Raw genomic sequence first — 18,639 nt, 5'->3', positions numbered from 1 at the left:
TTACGTGTTCTGTTCTGGCTTTACCTCCAGAGTAAACCAGAACACGCTTCCATGTGGCAGCCGGTTGTCAGCCATTAATTCCCCACCATGTTTTTTGATAATGCTTTGACTGATGGTAAGCCCCATGCCCATCCCCTCTTTCTTTGTCGTGAAGAATGAGTCGAAAAGATGACCGATAACGTCGGGTGACAAGCCGCTGCCTGTATCAGCCACTTCGAAGCGTAGCGTATCTGCGCTGGGGTTGGTTGAGGTCAGTGTCAGTATTCGGGGACGATGCTCAACACCGCTCATCGCTTCGATCGCATTAACGATAAGATTGAGCAAAACCTGCTGTATCTGAATATTGTCACAGTAGATTTCGGCGCTGTTTGCCTGCAGTTTTAACTCCAGCGCGATCCATTTTTGTTCAATTTCGTTGCGCGAAATAGACAGAATATGGCGGGCAATGGTGTGCAGATTCGCCTGTGTGAATAAAGTTTCTTGTTTTCGGGTTAAGGCATGAAGGCCGCGAATGATGTCGCCCGCACGTTTCCCCTCAGTAATGATCTCCTGCAAACTTTCCCGCGCGTTTGCCAGATAACGCGGATCCCGATTCAGCCAGCGCATGCTCGCCCCCGCATTGGCAACAATCGACATTAATGGCTGGTTTATTTCATGCGCGATTGAGGCAGTAAGCTGACCAATCGTGGTGGCACGTGAAACGCGCGCCAGATCCGCCTGGGCAATGCGAACGGCATCTTCCGCCTGACGCTGCGCCGTAATATCCCGAATAATGCCAAAATATTCTTTAACATCAGGCCAGTTTTCAACGGGATCGCCAATTCCCAGGATATAGCGACAGTCGCCATCGGGTCGCAGAATACGGAACTCCGCCCGCATATTCATGCCATTACGCACGCTCTCCGAGACCCGCTCACTGATACTGGGTTGATCGTCTGGATGAACGCGGGTTAAAAAATCAGCCATTGAAAGGGATTTTTGCGCGGCAGGTAACCCGAGAATGCGGCCATATTCATCCGATATCATCATCAGATCCTGTTTCAGTTCCCAGCGCCAGCTTCCGGTATTGCTAATCTGTTCGCCTTGCATCAGAGAGGTCTGGCTGGCACGCAGTTCTTTCTCAACCCGTCGGCGCTGTACGTTCTCTTCAAGCAATTCACTATACAAACGTGCCGTTTCAAGTGAAACGGCTGCCTGAGCACCTAACGTGCTAATGATTTTTGAATGTTCGGCGGTAAATACATCAGGCATGAGCCGGTTTTCAAAATAGAGCACGCCAACCAGTTTGGCCTGTTTGAATACAGGAACACACATTACCGCCGCGCCGGAAGCGACAAGATAGGGATCCTGACTGAACGGGCTAAATATCTCTGGCTTTCCGGTACGGATTTCCTGTCCGGTACGAATTACCGCAGACAGAACGGAAAGCGGCAAATCAGTTGCTGTCGGCGCTTCATTCACAATGTCAACGCGGATCCCGTCAGGGGTCATTACCGCTTTTGCTTCTGTTTCAGGCAGGTTATTGTCCAGGATGCGGATCAGTAAACAACGTTGTGCGCCCGCTCGCTCCAGCAGCATCATCATCAGCGTATTGATCAGGCGGTCAAGATTGATCTCTTCTGTCAACGCTCTGATGGCCGTCACCACACTCTCTAAATCACGCACCGTTTCATTCTGTGCGAAAGAGATGGTGTTGAAAGGCGTTACTGGCGCAGCAGTGACCAGATAGGGGTGTTTTCTTTCAAGCTGCCTCACCTTAGCCGCTGCCCCCCACTCTCTCCAGGCGTTGATCGCTTTTTTAAAGTAGGCATCAGCCGCAACATTCAGGCCTGCATAATGGGCAAAGTTCCCTGCCAGTTCATGACACAGTGCATTGATGTGTATAAAGCCGCCTTCCTGTGAAAGACGTATTGCTGTCTCATATTTTTCCATGGCGGGCAGGCTTTTTCCCTCCAGGCGGCATATTTCTGCCGACAAGAGCGCCTCTTTGTCAGAAAAAGTACCAGGATTCTCGTTTGCCCAGCCGGCAATTTGCTGGTAGTGATGCACGACTTTGTTCTGAACATCCGGCGTGTATTGTTCAGCAATCAGTGGCACCGTCAGCGAAAGTGCACTGTAAAAATGAAAATCAAAAATATGAATATGTCCGGCAATGGACTCTCTCAACCGTGCGGCCTGATCAAAACAGTGGCTGGCGCTGATAAATTCTTCACTTAAAAAATGCGCTTTGCCACGGTATATCCACGACCAGAATTTGACCAGCGCGATGGCCCCTGACGGCGTCGCGGTGGGCGCCGTATCCGGTGAGAAGGCGGAAAAAAGATGATGGCCTGTCAGGGGGTCGCCCGTTGGATTGCGCAGCGTGTTAACATAGCAACGCTGCATAATCAGAACGTTTTCCACATCTTTAAATCGTGCTTTGCGAACGAAAGCCAGCGCACGCTCAATGGAGGTCAGAATCGCATCAAGATGATCGCCCCGCGCCAGGCAGTTCATGATCTGATGGCGCAGCGCGAAACAGGCCGTGGTGCGATCGCCGATAGCCACAGCAGCAGCAAACGTCGCTTTTGCGCAATCTATCGCAAATGAAATGGGTTGCGTCCAGATGCTTAATCTGTCGAGTGAGATTAATGTTCTGGCGCGATACTGCGTGAAATCATGTTGATTAACCAATTCGCGGGCGAGAATGCCGCACCGGAAACCCAGCTTATATTCACCATAGCGATCTCCGATGAGTACGCCATACCATGAGATGGCAAAGGCAGATGCTCCCGTTACGCCATGATCAAGCGTGAGATGCAGCATTTTGCATAGCAGCAGAAAATGCAATCGCGGGCAGACAAAAATGGCGAACACAGTCGAGCTGGCTAACAGATTCATCACCGATTCGATTTCATGATCCTGCATTAACGCTAAGGGCATAAAGGCACTATGCGGATCGCGACCTACCCGCTGCTGAAGTGATGTACGTGCCGCATCACATTCATCATTATCAGGATGGCGAATGAAATGAATGCCGAAAACGGCCAGCCAGGCGATGGTGGTTTCCAGAGCCAGCGGAATATCTGACTGACGCATATGAATTTCAGCCATCAGACAGGCCGCCCTGGCTTTTTCGGTCAGATCGCCAGGGGCGCTCAACATTTTTCCGCAGATATTAAGCGCAGACGCGAGATTACCATGCAGAAATTCACACTCCGCTTCTTCAAGCATGAGGATAAAAGGCCGCTGCGGTTTAAGCGTTCTGGCGGTTTGCAGAAAGCGCAGCGCAGACGCGTAATCGCCTGTGTTTTTGGCCCGTTTGGCGGCTAAAAACACCAGCGAATAGAACTCTTCAGCCCGAGCGGAGGCAGGCGGCGTCCCGGTGATCAAAGCGATATGGTAAACGGCACGGAACAGAGCATCGTTTCCCTCCGAATGAGAAATCTGCTCAGCTAACTGGCTGGCTGCCCGGTAATGCAAATGGTTTTGCGCCTCTGCCGCAATCAGGGCAAAAGCGGTTTCATGAACCCGATCATGGGTGAACGCATAGTTATCACCCGTGAGACTGATCAGCTGAGCCTGCACTGCCGGGGCTAACCTGTCGTTAATTTCTTCCCGCGTCAGGTATTTTACCTGGCTTAACAGCGTCAAGTTACCCGAGCCGCCAAGGCATGCGAGGCTGCCCAGTAAATCCTTGGTTTGCTCCGGCATAACGCTAAGCTGTTGCATTACCCTGCTGGCCACGTTCTCGGTATAACGGCGCGCCATTATTGCCTTGCGATCATAGCTCCATTTACCCGTATGCTTTGCCGACGTGATCAACCCATCCAGCGCAGCCTGTTGATAAAACTCCTGCACAAACAGAGGATTACCCCTGTTTTTTCATGAATTAATTGCGCTAAACCGGTGGTCGTTGAGGCGCGTACGTGCAACACACTGGCCAGCCAGCGCGCCACCGCTTTTACCGTAAGCGGCTCAGGCATGATTTCAACCACATTATTCGCAGCATGACGCAACCGGGTCAGATGCGCATGTATCAACGAGCACGGCAGTGACGCTAAGTCACGTTGCGTCACGATCAGCATCAACGGAATAGCTTCATGGTGTTTAAAAAGGTTTTCAAACAGGTGCAGACTGGCCTCATCAGCCCAGTGAATATCATCAATCAATATCACCAGCGGGAGTTCCGCTGTTGCAAATGCCTTGATTAAATTACATGCCGTTAAGGTGAACTGAGCACCTGCATTAACAAAATCTGTTTCAGTGGGCGTTTGCGATTTAAGGTTTAACAGCAAACCTAACTCGGGCACCAAATTCACCGCTAATCCTGCACAATCGCCAACCGCCTGCAAAATGCGCGATTTCCAGCGCGTCAGTTCGGCTGCAGGCATGCCCAGTATATGTAACGTCAACGATCGCAAAGCCGCGGTAACCAGCGCGTAAGGAATGACCGGTGAATACCGATCGGCTTTACTTACCGTCAAAAGCACTTTTTCTGCCTGAATATGTTTCAGGGCCGAGAAGATCAAAGAGGACTTACCCGTACCGGGGGCGCCAGTGATCATCACCAAACAAGATGTTCCGCTTTGACTGACCTTCTCCAGCACAGCCGTTAACCTGGCTGCTTGCGGGTGGGATGCATAAAGCGTGGCCGAGGGATCTGTTGCTGACAGCGTGTCCCGTAGGCCAGTAGTAAACTCTGCGATTTCGCCTCCTTCCGTCAGCGTGCCGTGACAACGTCTGAGATCGGCTAACAGTCCGGCCACGCTCTGATAGCGATTTTCAGGCAGCTTTGCCAGTAAACGCATAATGATTGCAGACAGCACGGAGGGAACATCGGGCCGGATGAAATGTGGAGGGCAAGGATCAGAGGCGATATGAAGATGCACCCATTCTGAATATCCCCCTTCGGCTGGCATGAAAGGCAACTTTCCTGTCAGCAACTCGTAAAGCACTATGCCAAGGCTGTAGAGATCGCTCAGGCTGTTAACGCGGTAAGGTGTACGGGTGGTATGTTCCGGCGACATATAAGCCAGCGTGCCGCCGCTAACCGGTAATCGCGAATGCAGCAAAGCCTCTGCAGAGGCAGAAGAAAGCCCAAATCCGCTTAAGCGAAACGCGCCATCATGATCATAAAAGTAGTTTGAGGGTTTAATATTGCCGTGAATGAGTCCCTGAAGATGCATCTCACTAAGCGGAGCGCACAATTTGATGGCATTGCTTAAAAATTCAGTGATCGCAGGTAACGGTGACCGCATCAGGCTGGTCAGCGTCTTAAAAGAAAAAGGCGGATAAATCAGTGCATACCGGCCATGATAAAAGGTATGCCCGGTCGGGATTATTGCCCAACTGTCTGCCAACTGATGTCGCAGCGCAAATTCATTTTTTAGCAGTTGTGTTACCTGAAACGCCGCTTCGTCGCTGGCTGCCCGGGCAATAATGAAAGTCTCGCCTGAAGTTTTAGAATGACACAGTGACCAGGCGATACCGCCTTCCAGGGCAAGTGAGGTTAAAATCACCTCGTCTGAGAGCGAAAGTCCCTCTTCTCCCTGACGCTGTGGAGAGAAAGGTAGTGAACTCATCAGTCCGTCTCCCCGGAAGTTAATTCGCGACGAATGTGGTAAAAAAGCATATCTATTTCAATAGGTTTGGCCAAAAATGCAATCGCACCTGACTCCAGCGCGCGCCAGGACATATCCTCATCGCTGTCTCCCGAGATGAGAATACCCAACGGCTTTCTTAGCCGGTGACACAACTCACGGAACAGCTCCAGTCCGCTTTGTCCTTTCAGTCTGACATCAATAATAAAAAGGCAGCGTCAGCAAGCGCGATATCGTCATTGAGTAACGCCTCCGCCGAGGAAAAAGCCGCAGTAGCATAGCCTTCTGATTCAAGTAGATTGCTCAATCCGTTGCGGACGGAACGTTCGTCATCGACGATGATAATGCGCTGTGACAGCGTCATGCTGTGTTCCTCTGGCAGTATTCACGCAGGTGAGCACGCTTTCCAGGGTGCTTTTCGCTCGCAGGCGGCGTGCCGGTGATTTCAGACACACATTCATAGTGAAACCTGGCGAGAGTAACAGGCTGTCAGATAATCAGGCAGATCAGCTGTTTATTCACCAGCATACCGAAGCGTTCCAGCAAGGCAACCACAGGCAATGCCGGTGAACGGAGACAGAGCACGGTATAAACCGCCCTTTGACTTAACCTGCCCCTGCAAGCGCCGGGGCTCTCCTTTCATACGGCAAGCTAACCGGCGCGATGAGCCCCGGTTAGCTAAGGAGATTAGCGTGCAGGAACCGGAGCCAGCGTGTGATGCTCGCTCTTCTGGCGAGAAGGCGCTTTATGCACCATGGTGTAAGCGTAATCCACACCGATGCCGTAGGCGCCAGAATGCTCTTTTGCAATATTCATTACCGCATCGTAGGTATCCCGGTGTGCCCAGTCACGCTGCCACTCCAGCATAACCTGCTGCCAGGTTACCGGGATCACACCGGCCTGGATCATGCGCTGCATAGCATAGTCATGGGCTTCTTTAGTGGTGCCGCCGGAAGCATCTGCCACCATATAGATCTCATACCCGCCTTCCAGCATGGCACACAGCGCAAAGCTGTTGTTGCAGACTTCAGTCCAGAGACCCGACACAACCACTTTTTTCTTGCCGTTCTTCGCGAGTGCATCGCGCACTTTCTGGTCATCCCACGAATTCATCGAGGTGCGCTCCAGAATATCCTGCCCTGGAAACACGTCCAGCAATTCAGGATAGGTGTGGCCAGAAAAGCTTTCAGTCTCAACCGTGGTGATGATTGTCGGGATATTGAAAACTTTCGCCGCTTTTGCCAGCGCAACGGTATTGTTTTTTAACACCTGACGGTCAATTGACTGCACGCCAAACGCCATCTGAGGCTGCTGGTCGATGAAAATAATCTGGCTGTTATGAGGAGTCAGTACTTCAAGCTTAGAGTCAGACATGCGTTTACCCATTGAGGTTAATGTAGCTGGATTTCCGTGAATATGAATACGGCGCAAAAGAAGGCAGTAACCCGAAGTCCCTTACAGATCGTTGCTCACGTTTTAACGTGATCCTGAATCTGACTGGAAATTACTGTCTGGCAGGAGTGTATGAGACTTTTTTTTCGGCACTATTATCTCTGTGTATAACTATACGTTCGTATAACTAGACGCTGTGACATCACGCTACCCATAATCCCGCCATATCTGTGCCCTGCATGACTTGCGGCAGCGCAATCCCCGTCCTGCGACAGCAGTCGCTTTAGCGGACATATCGGTTCAGGAGGATTTATGGTTTCGCCTGGTAAAGCAGAGCTGATTTTAACGAATGGCACCTTCCATACTGTTGATCGGGAAAACCCGATCGCCGACGCTGTCGCGATTCGTGAAGGCAAGTTTCTGGCAGTAGGAAGCCTTGCAGAAGTCATGCAACATCACTGCGAAGGCACTAAAATTATTGATTTAAAACGCCACACAGCGGTTCCTGGCCTTAATGATTCACATTTACATCTGATCCGTGGTGGTCTGAATTACAACCTTGAACTGCGTTGGGAAGGCGTTCCGTCACTGTCCGATGCGTTACGTATGCTCAAAGAGCAGGCGCTGCGTACTCCAACACCCCAGTGGGTTCGCGTAGTGGGTGGCTGGACGGAGTTTCAGTTTGCCGAGCGCCGCATGCCAACGCTGGATGAAATCAATGAAGCCGCACCGGACACACCCGTATTTATCCTGCATTTATACGATCGCGCACTGCTCAATCGCGCCGCGCTGAAAGTCGTTGGCTATACCAAAGATACACCGAATCCACCAGGTGGAGAGATCCAGCGTGACAGCCATGGCAACCCAACCGGAATGTTAATTGCCCGACCAAACGCCATGATCCTCTATTCAACGCTGGCAAAGGGGCCAAAGCTGCCGCTTGAGCAACAGATAAACTCCACCCGTCAGTTTATGCGCGAACTCAACCGGCTGGGTCTGACCAGTGCCATTGATGCCGGCGGCGGTTTCCAGAACTATCCGGAAGATTACGCAGTCATTGCCGAACTGCATCAGAAAAAGCAGATGACGATCCGCATCGCCTATAACCTGTTTACACAGCGGCCTGGCCATGAACTGGAAGATTTCGAAAAGTGGACAGATATGCTCACGCCAGGCCAGGGCAGTGACTATTTTCGCCATAACGGCGCAGGTGAAATGCTGGTTTTTTCGGCGGCTGATTTTGAAGACTTTCTCGAACCTCGGCCGGATCTGGCGCCCGGCATGGAAGAGGAACTGGAGCGCGTGGTACGCCACCTGGTTGAACATCGTTGGCCATTCCGCCTGCATGCGACTTATAACGAATCCATCAGCCGCATGCTTGATGTCTTTGAGAGAGTCAACCGCGATATTCCGTTTAACGGCCTGCACTGGTTCTTTGATCATGCCGAAACCGTTACTCAGAAGAATATTGATCGCATCAAAGAACTGGGTGGCGGAATTGCTGTACAGCATCGTATGGCGTTTCAGGGTGAATATTTTGCCGAACGATACGGTCTGGAAGCCACACGCCATACGCCACCGGTTGCCCGTATGCTCGAAACGGGTGTGCCTGTTGGACTGGGCACCGATGCAACCCGCGTAGCCAGTTATAACCCCTGGACGGCACTTTACTGGCTGGTTTCCGGTCGCACCGTTGGCGGAATGCAAATGTATGATGTCAACGCTCGCCTCGACAGAGAAACCGCTCTGATGCTCTGGACCCAGGGCAGCGCATGGTTCTCCAGTGAGCAGGGTAAAAAAGGTCAGATTAAAGTCGGCCAGCTGGCCGATATGGCGGTATTGAGCAAAGACTATTTCAGGGTGCCGGAAGAGGAAATCAAAGGCATTGAATCTGTTCTTACCGTCGTAAATGGCGAGGTGGTTTACGCAGCCGGGAGCTTTAATGCTGAAGCGCCGCCCTCAATTCCGGTGTTGCCTGAATGGTCGCCTGTCGTGAATGTCCCAGGCCACTACCGCTGCGCGCCTTCCGTTGCACAAACTCGTGTTGGCATGATGCCACAGGCGCACCACTGCAGCGGACCGTGTGGCATTCACACACATAATCACGATGTTGCTCGTGGCTCAGGCGTGCCCGTGGCCGATGATAACGCCTTCTGGGGCGCACTCGGCTGTAGCTGCTTTGCGTTTTAGTCCTGTGAATAGCTCTCTTTGATTGCACCCCGGCATGCTCGGGGGCTGTTCTGCGTGCGCCTGGCGGGTAGCCTGCCGGTGCTGCACGCAGAAATTGTCTGTCCGGTGTTTATCACTGGGGGTCGCCTGCTTACCCGCACTGGCATCTTACGGGTTGCGAGGCTGTTGTTCATCCTGACCGGTCTGTAACCGAAGGTCAGTCTGGCTGGTTATTGTTCGCAGGCGATTTACAGGAGGCGCGACATGGCGCAAATTAACGATATTCACAGCGCAACGGCAGAAGCGTTAAAAGAAACGCCGGCAGTAAGTGCTTCTCCCTGGCAACCGTTGCATCAACCTGTGTTTCGCATGTTGTGGCTGGCGACTGTTGTTTCCAATATCGGTTCATGGATGAACGATGTCGGCGTGAACTGGACCATGTTAACGCTCAGTGCCGATCCGCTGTCTGTCGCCATGGTGCAGGCCGCCAGCAGTCTGCCTATGTTTCTTTTTGCCCTGCCCTCTGGGGTGATGGCAGATATTGTTGATCGCCGTAAATATCTGCTTTTTTCTCAGGTCTGGGTCTTCATCACGGCAGCCGGATTGACTGCGCTGTCGTTTACAGGCCACGTGACACCACTGATTCTGTTAATTGCGGCCTTTTTACTGAGTGCCGGTGCGGCAATGAGTTCGCCCCCTTTCAGGCTATTGTGCCGGACCTGGTCAGTAAAAATGCGCTGGGCCCCGCCATTGCGCTTAATTCTTTAGGGATCAATATCAGCCGCGCAATCGGTCCGGCGCTTGGCGGGCTAATTCTTTCATTTGTCGGCCCCTGGATGGTGTTCCTGCTCAACGCAATCTCTGTGCTGGGCGTGGCCTGGGTGCTGTATCGCTGGAAAGCCGAGCCAGGCATTCAGCGCCTGCCACCAGAACATTTCTTTTCTGCTGTGCGCGCCGGGCTTCGCTATGTCCATGCTGCGCCGGTCTTACGTAATGTATTGATACGCACTGTTGCCTTTTTCCTGTTCGGCAGTGCCGGCTGGGCTTTGCTGCCGCTGGTGGCTCGTCGGGAGCTTGGGCTTGGGCCAGGCGGTTATGGGATCATGCTGGCTTTTATAGGCGTCGGTGCCATCTTCGGGGCTGTCCTGCTCCCTCGCCTGCGTAAGCGTTTCAGTTCAGACAGCCTGATGGTACTGGCCAGTCTGCTGTTTGCCCTGACCATGCTGGCCCTGGCTTTTGTCCGTCATTTCTGGCTACTGAATGCATTTATATTCTTTACCGGTTTTTCATGGATTGCCGTGCTATCTACGCTCAATCTCGGTGCACAACGCAGCGCAGCTAAATGGGTAAAAGCCCGTGCGCTGGCGGTCTATCTGACGGTGTTTTTTGGCTCAATGACAGTTGGCAGTGCTGTCTGGGGACAGCTGGCATCGCATTTTTCAATTCCAGTATCGCTGTGCATCGCAGCGGCAGGCATGTTTATTGCCAGCACAACGGTTTTTCGCTGGCGCCTGGATAAAGATCCGGATCTGAATCTGGATGCCAGCAGCGGAAGCGAAGCCATTCCGGCAATTGACATTCATCATGACCGGGGCCCGGTGATGGTGAGCTATGAGTACCTTATCCACGCGGATGATGCGCGCCAGTTTATCGTATGTATGCAGGATATGCGTCGCGTGCGACGTCGTGGCGGCGCGATTAACTGGTGTGTTTATGAAGATATTCTTCAACCCGGCATTTTTGTCGAAACCTTTGTCGTGGCTTCATGGATGGAGCATTTGCGACAACAGGATCGCTACACCATGAACGATCAAAAGATACAGCGTCGCGTTTACGCCTTCCACCAGGGCGAGAAACATCCTGAAGTCCGGTATCTGGTGGCACCGATGTAATTAATGTTACCCGGCTTTTATTCTTTAAACCCAACAAAGGTCCTTACTATGAGCACATTTAAAACCCACGACGGTACGCAGATCTATTTCAAAGACTGGGGAACAGGAAAACCGGTTTTATTCAGCCACGGCTGGCCACTGGATGCAGATATGTGGGACAGTCAGATGAACTTTCTGGCGGAGCGTGGTTATCGCGCAATCGCCTTTGACCGACGTGGCTTTGGCCGTTCAGATCAGCCCTGGACAGGTTATGACTATGATACTTTCGCGTCTGACATTAATGAGCTGATTAATCACCTGGATCTGCAGGATGTAACTCTGGTCGGTTTCTCTATGGGTGGCGGTGATGTTGCGCGTTATATTGGCCGTTACGGCAGTGAACGTATTGCGGCACTGGTGCTGTTAGGTGCCGTGACGCCTGTCTTTGGCAAAATCAGTGACTATCCGCAAGGTATCGATTTATCCGTTTTTGCTGGCATCCGCGACGGCTTAAGCAAGGATCGTGCGCAATTTATCAGTGATTTTAACGCGACGTTTTATGGCACTAATGCAGGTCAGGTGGTTTCAGAAGGCGTTTTAACCCAGACGCTAAACATCGCCCTGCTGGCTTCGCTAAAAGGCACCCTGGACTGTGTCACAGCATTCTCAGAAACAGATTTCCGCGCTGACATGGCGAAGATTGACGTTCCGACGCTGGTTATTCATGGCAGTAACGATCAGGTCGTTCCGTTTGAATCAACCGGTAAAATGGCGGCAGAGATGATCGCGGATGCAGAACTGAAAGTGTATGACAATGCCCCTCATGGCTTTGCCGTAACGCATCAAAATCAGCTGAATGAAGATTTGCTGTCGTTTTTGCAGTCTCGTTAAATTTGTTATCCAGGCAGGCTAATAACCTGCCCTGCACCTCTCAAGAGCCGGCGTCTGCGAACAAGCCGGCTTTTTTATGGCCGCAACGCAGATTCGAAGAAATTTTACGCTGCGCATAAATTCATCGTAATGCAAATTTGTCGTTATATGTTATATCCGACGGTAAGTGTGCAGTCTGGCTGAGTTGTATTACTATTCAGAACTTATCTATACCGTAAGGATTTTAAATGATGAAAGGTTTGTTTACGGCGTTGCTCGCCAGCACTGTTTTATTACTGACCGCCTGCTCGCCAGATAATGATAATAAAGTGAAGGTTGCAATTAATACCGGGCCCGATCAGGAAATTTGGCAGGAAGTGCAAAAAGTCGCTAAGGATAAGTACAAGCTCGACGTTGAGGTCATTTCTTTTAACGACTATGTTTTACCCAATGAAGCCCTGAACAATAAAGATGTTGATGCTAATGCTTTCCAGAGCCTTCCCTATTTAGAAGATCAGTCAAAAGAGCGCGGCTACAAGTTCGCTGTTGTCGGTAAAACCTTTGTTTTTCCAATTGCTGCTTATTCACATAAAATCAAAAATATTAGCGAACTGCAGGATGGCGCAACAATTACCATTTCAAACGAAGCCACCACCCTTGGGCGTAGCCTGCTGCTGTTACAGGCGCAGGGCCTGCTCAGGCTCAAAGAGGGCGTGGGTTATTTACCCACCACGCTGGATATTGTTGAAAACCCTAAGCATCTGAAACTGACGGAAGTAGATACACCACAGTTAACCCGTACACTTGATGATCCAAACGTTACGTTGTCTATCATTAACACCAACTTCTCTGCTCAGGCCGGATTGTCCGCTAACCGTGATGGTTTATTTATGGAAGGTGCCGCTTCACCTTACGTCAATGCGCTGGTTTCTCGTGAAGAAAACAAAGACAGCGATAAGATTCAAAAGCTGAAGGCGGCGGTACAATCGCCTGAAGTCGCGGAAAAAGCCCGCGAAGTGTATAAAGGTGATGCGATAAAAGGCTGGTAACAGCCTGCCTGCCGTTTAATTTATTCTTACTTTCAGACAGGCCGTCGTCTTTAACGCTGCGGCCTTTTTGCTGGCTCTGTTTTTAACGCCCTTTTTTGCTTTATCCCTCAGCCTTTACCACCAGCCAAAGACCATAACCTGATAACAGTGCGCCTGTGAGCATTGTCCAGGAAAGCGGCTCGTTGAATGCCGCTTTCGACCATAACAACGTCACAGCAGGACTCAGATAAAGCACACTGGCAACCCGGACGGCGGATGTCCGCTTCAGGCAAAACCAGTAAAGGCCATAACCCGCCAGCGTTGAGAACAAGGCTGTCCAGGCCACGCTGATGGCAAATCCTGTCGATATAACAGGTAGCAATTCCCCTTTTATCGCCGAAAGCCCGCCAAAAAAAGGCAATGAAACAACACACTGCAACCACAGCGTTCCCGGGAGACTGACAGAGGAAGCTGCTTTTAACGTTTTTTGCAACAAGGTTGCCAAAGCCAGTGAGATCATACCCAGCAATGGCAACCCATAAGTCCAGAGTGGAGCCTTACCCCAGGAGAGCGCGCCTGAAGTGACAATCAAAACACCTGCCACGCCAAGCATCAGGCCACACCATGTTTTTGCAACCAAACGCTGGCCCAGAAAAAGGCTACTGAGTAACGCCGTACCGAGTGGCAGAAGATCGGCCATTAATGCTGCCAGTCCCGCAGGTACCCCGTATTCAATTCCTTTTGCCACGCAGGCCAGATAACCAAACATTGCAAGCAGCCCAATACCGGCTTGTGTAAATAAAACCGCAGGTTGTATACGCAAAATTTCTCTGGCACCCCAGGGAAGCAGTAAAACTACCACGACAGCACATCGCCAAAATATAACCGTCAGAACTGGCGCGTAATCGGCAGAATAACGGACGCCGACAAAGCCTGAGCTCCATGCCAGAACCAGCAAAATTTCAGGCACGATCAGTGAAAGCGCGAACAAACCCTTAGCTTTGGCCTGCGTGTTGCCTTTAACGCGAGAGTGTGAATTGAACATGAGTAACACCTCCATTAAAGGTAAATTTTAATGAAGGCCTATAATTCAATAAAACGATACTTCTTAACTTACTTGTTTAAAGGAGTTGAATTATGCCTGTCACGCTGGATATTACACTGCTGCGAACGTTTCATTGTGTTGCCCGCCTGGGACAGTTTCGTGCCGCCGCCGCCCAGGTAAATAAAAGCCCGGCAGCCGTGAGTGTTCAGATTCAACGCCTGGAAGAGATCGCAGGGGGAAAATTACTTGAGCGAGATAATCAATCCGTTACGCTAACGCCGCTCGGGCAAAAATTACTGGCGACTACAGCGGTTCTGTTAAAAGCACATGATGATATTCTCAACGATTTGCACGAAACGGCAGTCAAAGGACGCATCCGGCTGGGTATTCCTGACGAATATGCCACGCCTGTTATTCGCAATATCTTGCCTGCATTTACTGCATTGTGCCCTGAGGTTGAACTGGAAGTATTGACAGCATCAAGCCAGTTACTTATGCAGCAAATCGGTCGTAATCAGCTTGATCTGGCTGTCGTCGTACAGCCTGGCATTTCGGAAAAAGGGCGCTGCAGCGCCTGGCGGTAACTCTGCCAGTTTGGGTAGCGGGTCGGCATTTTATACTTCGCCATAACGAGCCTGTTCCCCTTGCACTGCACGCTGCTCATTGTCCTTACAGAGAGGCAATGACAACTTCGCTGGCTTTGACAGGCCAGCCGTGGAAAGTTATTTTGACCAGCCCCTCAGCAAGAGCAGTAGAAGCCTGCGTTGAAGCAGGTTTAGGCATTAGCCTGATTGATCGTGGCCGGGTATCAGCTTCGATGCAGATACTCCATTCATTTCCTCAAATAGCGCCGCATGAGATCCTTCTGTTGCGTTCTTCATCTGCGAATGCCGAACCTGCCGCTTCTGTATTAGAAGAGATGGTGCAAAATTCTTTTAAGCTTTAAAGCCGCTCTGCCAGACCCCGCGTTATGATGGCCTGGCGATCGCTATGGCTGGTGCTTACAGTGATTAGGCATTCATACCAGAGAGAATATCTTTGATAGCTTTATCAATTTTATCCGCAACATCTTTAGGCAGACGACTGAATTCATATTGCACCAGACGTTTGTCATCATTGATTTTACGTCTTGCATAAGCATTACGATCGGTGAAGCTTGCCAGCTTCTCGGTAACGATTTTTTTCGCTGGCGAGGGATTTTTAAGCTGGCGTTTTGCCGCACGGAAATAACTCAGAATCTGCGCTTTTTTATCGTCTGCATTGATATCGCCGTTCAGCTCGCCCGCGTCTTCAATATTTTTCTGAATTTGTGCAATCACACCAGAAATGTCTACAGCTTCTGCTTTCGCTTCTTCAGAGACATCTAGCAGTAACTGATAGTCCTGTAGTGTCAGTTCCGACACGACCGGAAACATTTCGATAATGTCACCCGGTACGGCGGCAGCCTGAAAAGCACGCGAAACTTTAGCATTTGAAATGCCTTCAGCTTTTGCAATATCGCTTTTGCTCATACCATTATCATGCATCAGCATGAATCGCAGACCGAGTTCGCGCAGGTTATGTTCCTTCGCGGTTTGAATATCAGCCGCCAGCTGGCGTGCATCACCGATGCTAATCTCATCTGCTGTGACCAACACCTCAAGACTGGCACCCGAAAAAGGCAAGCCGCACGACGTCGCGAGCCATCCATGATTTCTATACGGCCTTCACTCATGCGACCTATGGCAGGAAAGAACTGTTGTAACGTAATGGTACGGGAAATATCTTTTACAGACTCTTCGGTCAGCGTCGCCTGATCACGCCCATTAATCTGAGGATCAATAAAGGTTCTTTCCTCGATATTATCATGAGGGATCAATTGACGTACAAAGGTTGCCGCCTGACCTGATTTCAGCGTAAAAACCCGTGAATGATTATTGCTGTCAATCATACTGGCAATCGCGGATTGCCCTAACGTTCTGCCGATCCGCTTTAACTGTTTATGTTCGCTCACAGCGTGCTCCTGATGTATTCGATGCGGTCAAAAACAGCCCGGGAGAACTGCTCAGCTTCATGTTTTGCTTTACGTAATGCATCAGCACTGCCTGGATAGGAGGTTGGATTTGCGCTAATCACCGTATCAAAAGATTCACCACAACGCTCAAACCCATCAAGTCGAGGTAAGCCAGCATCTAACATTGATTTTGTAAACACTTCGCGAGCATAGCTTTGCGAGGTGAGATGATCGTGCTTGGAGGTCATTTTGGACATGAAGCCGATGTTGGCTTTCAGGCGAGGCTCCACTCCCTCTGCCTCTATGCGTTCGAGCATTTCAGGTAAGCGTGTCAGGTATTTCATCGTAGAGTGGAAATCGACCTGAGCAGGCGGAGTAGGGGTTAATAAAATATCACTCGCTGCAATGGCATTGAGCATAAATGAGTCAAGATGTGGACCAGTATCGACAAAAAATAAAATCGTAGTCATCAGCCAGTCTGTCAATCACGTTTCGACGTAGTACTTCAGATGGAGCAACACCCGGTAAATGCTCTTCCACCAGCGCGTCCCAGTCGCTTGCCACGAAACCGTCATCAATAGAGGCAGGGATAACATCTACGCCAGGCATGACAGTTGGTTTGATAAACTGACTACGCAGCTGTTCAGCATCAAGGTCATTCAACATTGCCTGTGCAGCAGTTTCCAGTACGGATCCTACACTGTTGGTATGACTTAAAAACATTGTGCTTGAGGCCTGAGGGTCCAGGTCAATCACCAGAATTCGCAGATCGTTGTGCAACATTGCCGGATGGGCACGCATACCATGAGCAAGGGTTACGGTACTCACCGTTTTAGAAACACCCCCTTTCAGGCTGACCACAAAAACCACAAACGGGCCCTTATGCCTGTCACGATATTTCGGTACTTTCCGGTGATGATAAATGTCGATGACGTTTTGCAGGCTTAATGCGTATTGTGAAGTACTACCGGTTTGCTTCTTGCCAAAAAGGTACCCTTTTTCTTCCATGTCACCTATGGCCGCCACCACAGCATGTTTACTTAGCAATGGCATGTTGGCAACAGCATTACGTGAGAACGTTTGGTAAAAACCTGTTTGGTTGAATTCCTGACGTTGCTGCTCAATATGATTGCTCAATCCATGCAGCATGGTGTTGGCGCGTTTTGCCATCTCAAGTACGCCACCGTAATCACGCTTCATAAGCCCCTCGCAGATAATGTTTTTTGGCATACTACACAAAAAACAAAAACCTGCCAATTTTTTAGAAAAATCACAAAAACCTGGATTTTTTTCTACTTGCTGGATGAGGAGTGCATTTTATAACACTGCCGGAATAAGAGAGACGCTCTTTTGTTACGTGTAGCACAGGTTCTAAATTGTGCCGGGAAAATCTGTTTTTGGACCGTTCCGTAATAAATCGGCAGAAGGGTTAGTTGTCGTATTGCAAAGGAAAATGAGTCAGGTAAGGCCAGGTTAACTCAATGGTCCTGTTCCGTAGAAAGTTTTTCGAAGGGCCACGGCAGAAAATTTACTGTATTGCAGCGGTGTTTTCATAATGAAAATTTCAAAAAAATAATTATTTATCATATGGTTAAGTCAATAATCGTTTGGTGAAAATCGGCGCGTTTTTAAATACGGCTAACAGATTGAGGAACATGTCAGGCAACATTGAAAATAATGCATCCTTCGATTTCGGTATTAACGATAACGCTAATTGAGAGAGATACATCGCTGGACACATTATGACTCGCAGAAAGACAAAGCGTGTAAATGATTTTGCTAAAGTGGAAAGTAGGTTAGAAAAGGGTTTGTCGTCGCCCTGTTATGAAGAAAACAGCAGTAGCAGAACATGGATAACTCAAATCCAGAAGCACTTTAACCTGTCATGTTTATTACATTAAGTCGCTGTTGTACAGATGCCAATTCACAGGATCAATTTCTGATGTAAAAAGGTCAGTTAATTTAGCTTGTGAAGCTCAGCAGCATTAACTTTAATAAACCATGAATTTTATGGACATAATACCAATAAAATCGGTCAAGAAGGGGTGATTTCACCCTGAAAATTTTAATTAAATCTATTATTATCAATATGTTATAAGTAAAAAATCATGGTGATAACATTAAAAATGAGAGTGTGAATAGGAAATTTTTATCACGGTAACATGATGCCCGCTCATCTCATTAAAGGAAAAGGTGTGTTCTGAAGGGAGTGAATCAGTTGTCTGAAAAATAGCAGTGGTAAGACTGGCCAGGCAGTAAGAGTTTTCATTACAGACTAAAAAGGTTCATCAGCCGATATCTGGTTTTATGCTGGTGCTTAATCGTAAGTCAGCAGGGCTGCGTGTGTTTAAAACCTGTAAGCCAGTTGACAGGAATCTGACCAAAATATGTCAGTACATTTTTAGCTGGTTATCCTCATTATCCACAGGCCAGATCCAATTACTTGATCCTAATGAGATCCTTATTAGATCCTATAAAGATCCCCGTACCTTGTTAGCCCTTGGTACAAAAGGCCTGAAAGGGGATCGTTAACCACTATAGAGAGTAGAATAACCACTGTAGTGAGTCGATCAACCACTGTAGCGAGCGTTACCAACCACGCTGGCGAGAAGGTCACAACCACTGTAGTGAGTAAATAAGCAATAAGGTTGTGAATCAATTGAATCCGGGATAAGCCCGGTGAAACCCC

Annotated in this window: 8 protein-coding genes and 5 pseudogenes; 6 read left to right on the top strand and 7 right to left on the bottom strand. The window is 49.7% G+C overall.

The features are described from left to right. The 4 genes and pseudogenes from O3W44_RS22990 to O3W44_RS22975 form a co-directional block, all read right to left on the bottom strand. Positions 1–5,564 (bottom strand): annotated as a pseudogene (locus tag O3W44_RS22990) (trifunctional serine/threonine-protein kinase/ATP-binding protein/sensor histidine kinase). After that, positions 5,564–5,946, bottom strand: a pseudogene (locus O3W44_RS22985) (response regulator transcription factor). Before O3W44_RS22985 ends, O3W44_RS22990 begins: the two co-directional pseudogenes overlap by 1 nt. A gap of 125 nt (positions 5,947–6,071) precedes the next feature. Then, complete coding sequence (locus tag O3W44_RS25190) at positions 6,072–6,167, bottom strand: hypothetical protein (protein WP_442954691.1); 96 nt, start codon at positions 6,165–6,167, stop codon at positions 6,072–6,074. A 102-nt stretch (positions 6,168–6,269) separates the two neighbouring features. After that, positions 6,270–6,956 (bottom strand): hydrolase, encoded by a 687-nt coding sequence (locus O3W44_RS22975; RefSeq protein WP_269295004.1) that lies wholly within the window; start codon positions 6,954–6,956, stop codon positions 6,270–6,272. Positions 6,957–7,286: 330 nt separating this feature from the next. Here O3W44_RS22975 and O3W44_RS22970 point away from each other — a divergent pair, with 330 nt between their 5' ends. The 4 genes and pseudogenes from O3W44_RS22970 to O3W44_RS22955 all read left to right on the top strand — a co-directional run bounded on the left by O3W44_RS22970 (position 7,287) and on the right by O3W44_RS22955 (position 12,933). Further along, positions 7,287–9,164 carry an amidohydrolase gene (locus O3W44_RS22970; protein ID WP_269295003.1) on the top strand — a complete coding sequence of 626 codons (1,878 nt, stop codon included), beginning with the start codon at positions 7,287–7,289 and terminating at the stop codon, positions 9,162–9,164. A gap of 243 nt (positions 9,165–9,407) precedes the next feature. Further along, positions 9,408–11,035: pseudogene (locus O3W44_RS22965) on the top strand (MFS transporter). Between the two features lie 48 nt (positions 11,036–11,083). Beyond that, positions 11,084–11,905 carry an alpha/beta fold hydrolase gene (locus O3W44_RS22960; protein WP_269295002.1) on the top strand — a complete coding sequence of 274 codons (822 nt, stop codon included), beginning with the start codon at positions 11,084–11,086 and terminating at the stop codon, positions 11,903–11,905. Between the two features lie 230 nt (positions 11,906–12,135). Beyond that, on the top strand, positions 12,136–12,933 hold the full coding sequence (locus O3W44_RS22955) for a MetQ/NlpA family ABC transporter substrate-binding protein (protein ID WP_269295105.1): 798 nt from the start codon (positions 12,136–12,138) through the stop codon (positions 12,931–12,933). A 100-nt stretch (positions 12,934–13,033) separates the two neighbouring features. On the opposite strand, the gene O3W44_RS22950 is transcribed toward O3W44_RS22955, so the two are convergent. Next, a complete protein-coding gene (locus tag O3W44_RS22950) occupies positions 13,034–13,957 on the bottom strand; it encodes a DMT family transporter (RefSeq protein ID WP_269295001.1) in 924 nt (307 codons plus the stop codon). A gap of 92 nt (positions 13,958–14,049) precedes the next feature. Here O3W44_RS22950 and O3W44_RS22945 point away from each other — a divergent pair, with 92 nt between their 5' ends. Beyond that, complete coding sequence (locus O3W44_RS22945) at positions 14,050–14,541, top strand: LysR family transcriptional regulator (protein WP_269295000.1); 492 nt, start codon at positions 14,050–14,052, stop codon at positions 14,539–14,541. Beyond that, complete coding sequence (locus O3W44_RS22940) at positions 14,523–14,903, top strand: LysR substrate-binding domain-containing protein (RefSeq protein ID WP_331283471.1); 381 nt, start codon at positions 14,523–14,525, stop codon at positions 14,901–14,903. Before O3W44_RS22945 ends, O3W44_RS22940 begins: the two co-directional genes overlap by 19 nt. A gap of 64 nt (positions 14,904–14,967) precedes the next feature. Here O3W44_RS22940 and O3W44_RS22935 read toward each other — a convergent pair. Further along, positions 14,968–15,887, bottom strand: a pseudogene (locus O3W44_RS22935) (ParB family protein). A gap of 59 nt (positions 15,888–15,946) precedes the next feature. Then, positions 15,947–17,150: pseudogene (locus O3W44_RS22930) on the bottom strand (AAA family ATPase). Positions 17,151–18,639: the final 1,489 nt, after the last annotated feature.

It is taken from the genome of Pantoea sp. LMR881 (assembly GCF_027157825.1).
GTDB classification, from domain to species: Bacteria; Pseudomonadota; Gammaproteobacteria; order Enterobacterales; family Enterobacteriaceae; genus Pantoea; species Pantoea haifensis.
This window is presented reverse-complemented; position numbering and strand designations above follow the sequence as displayed.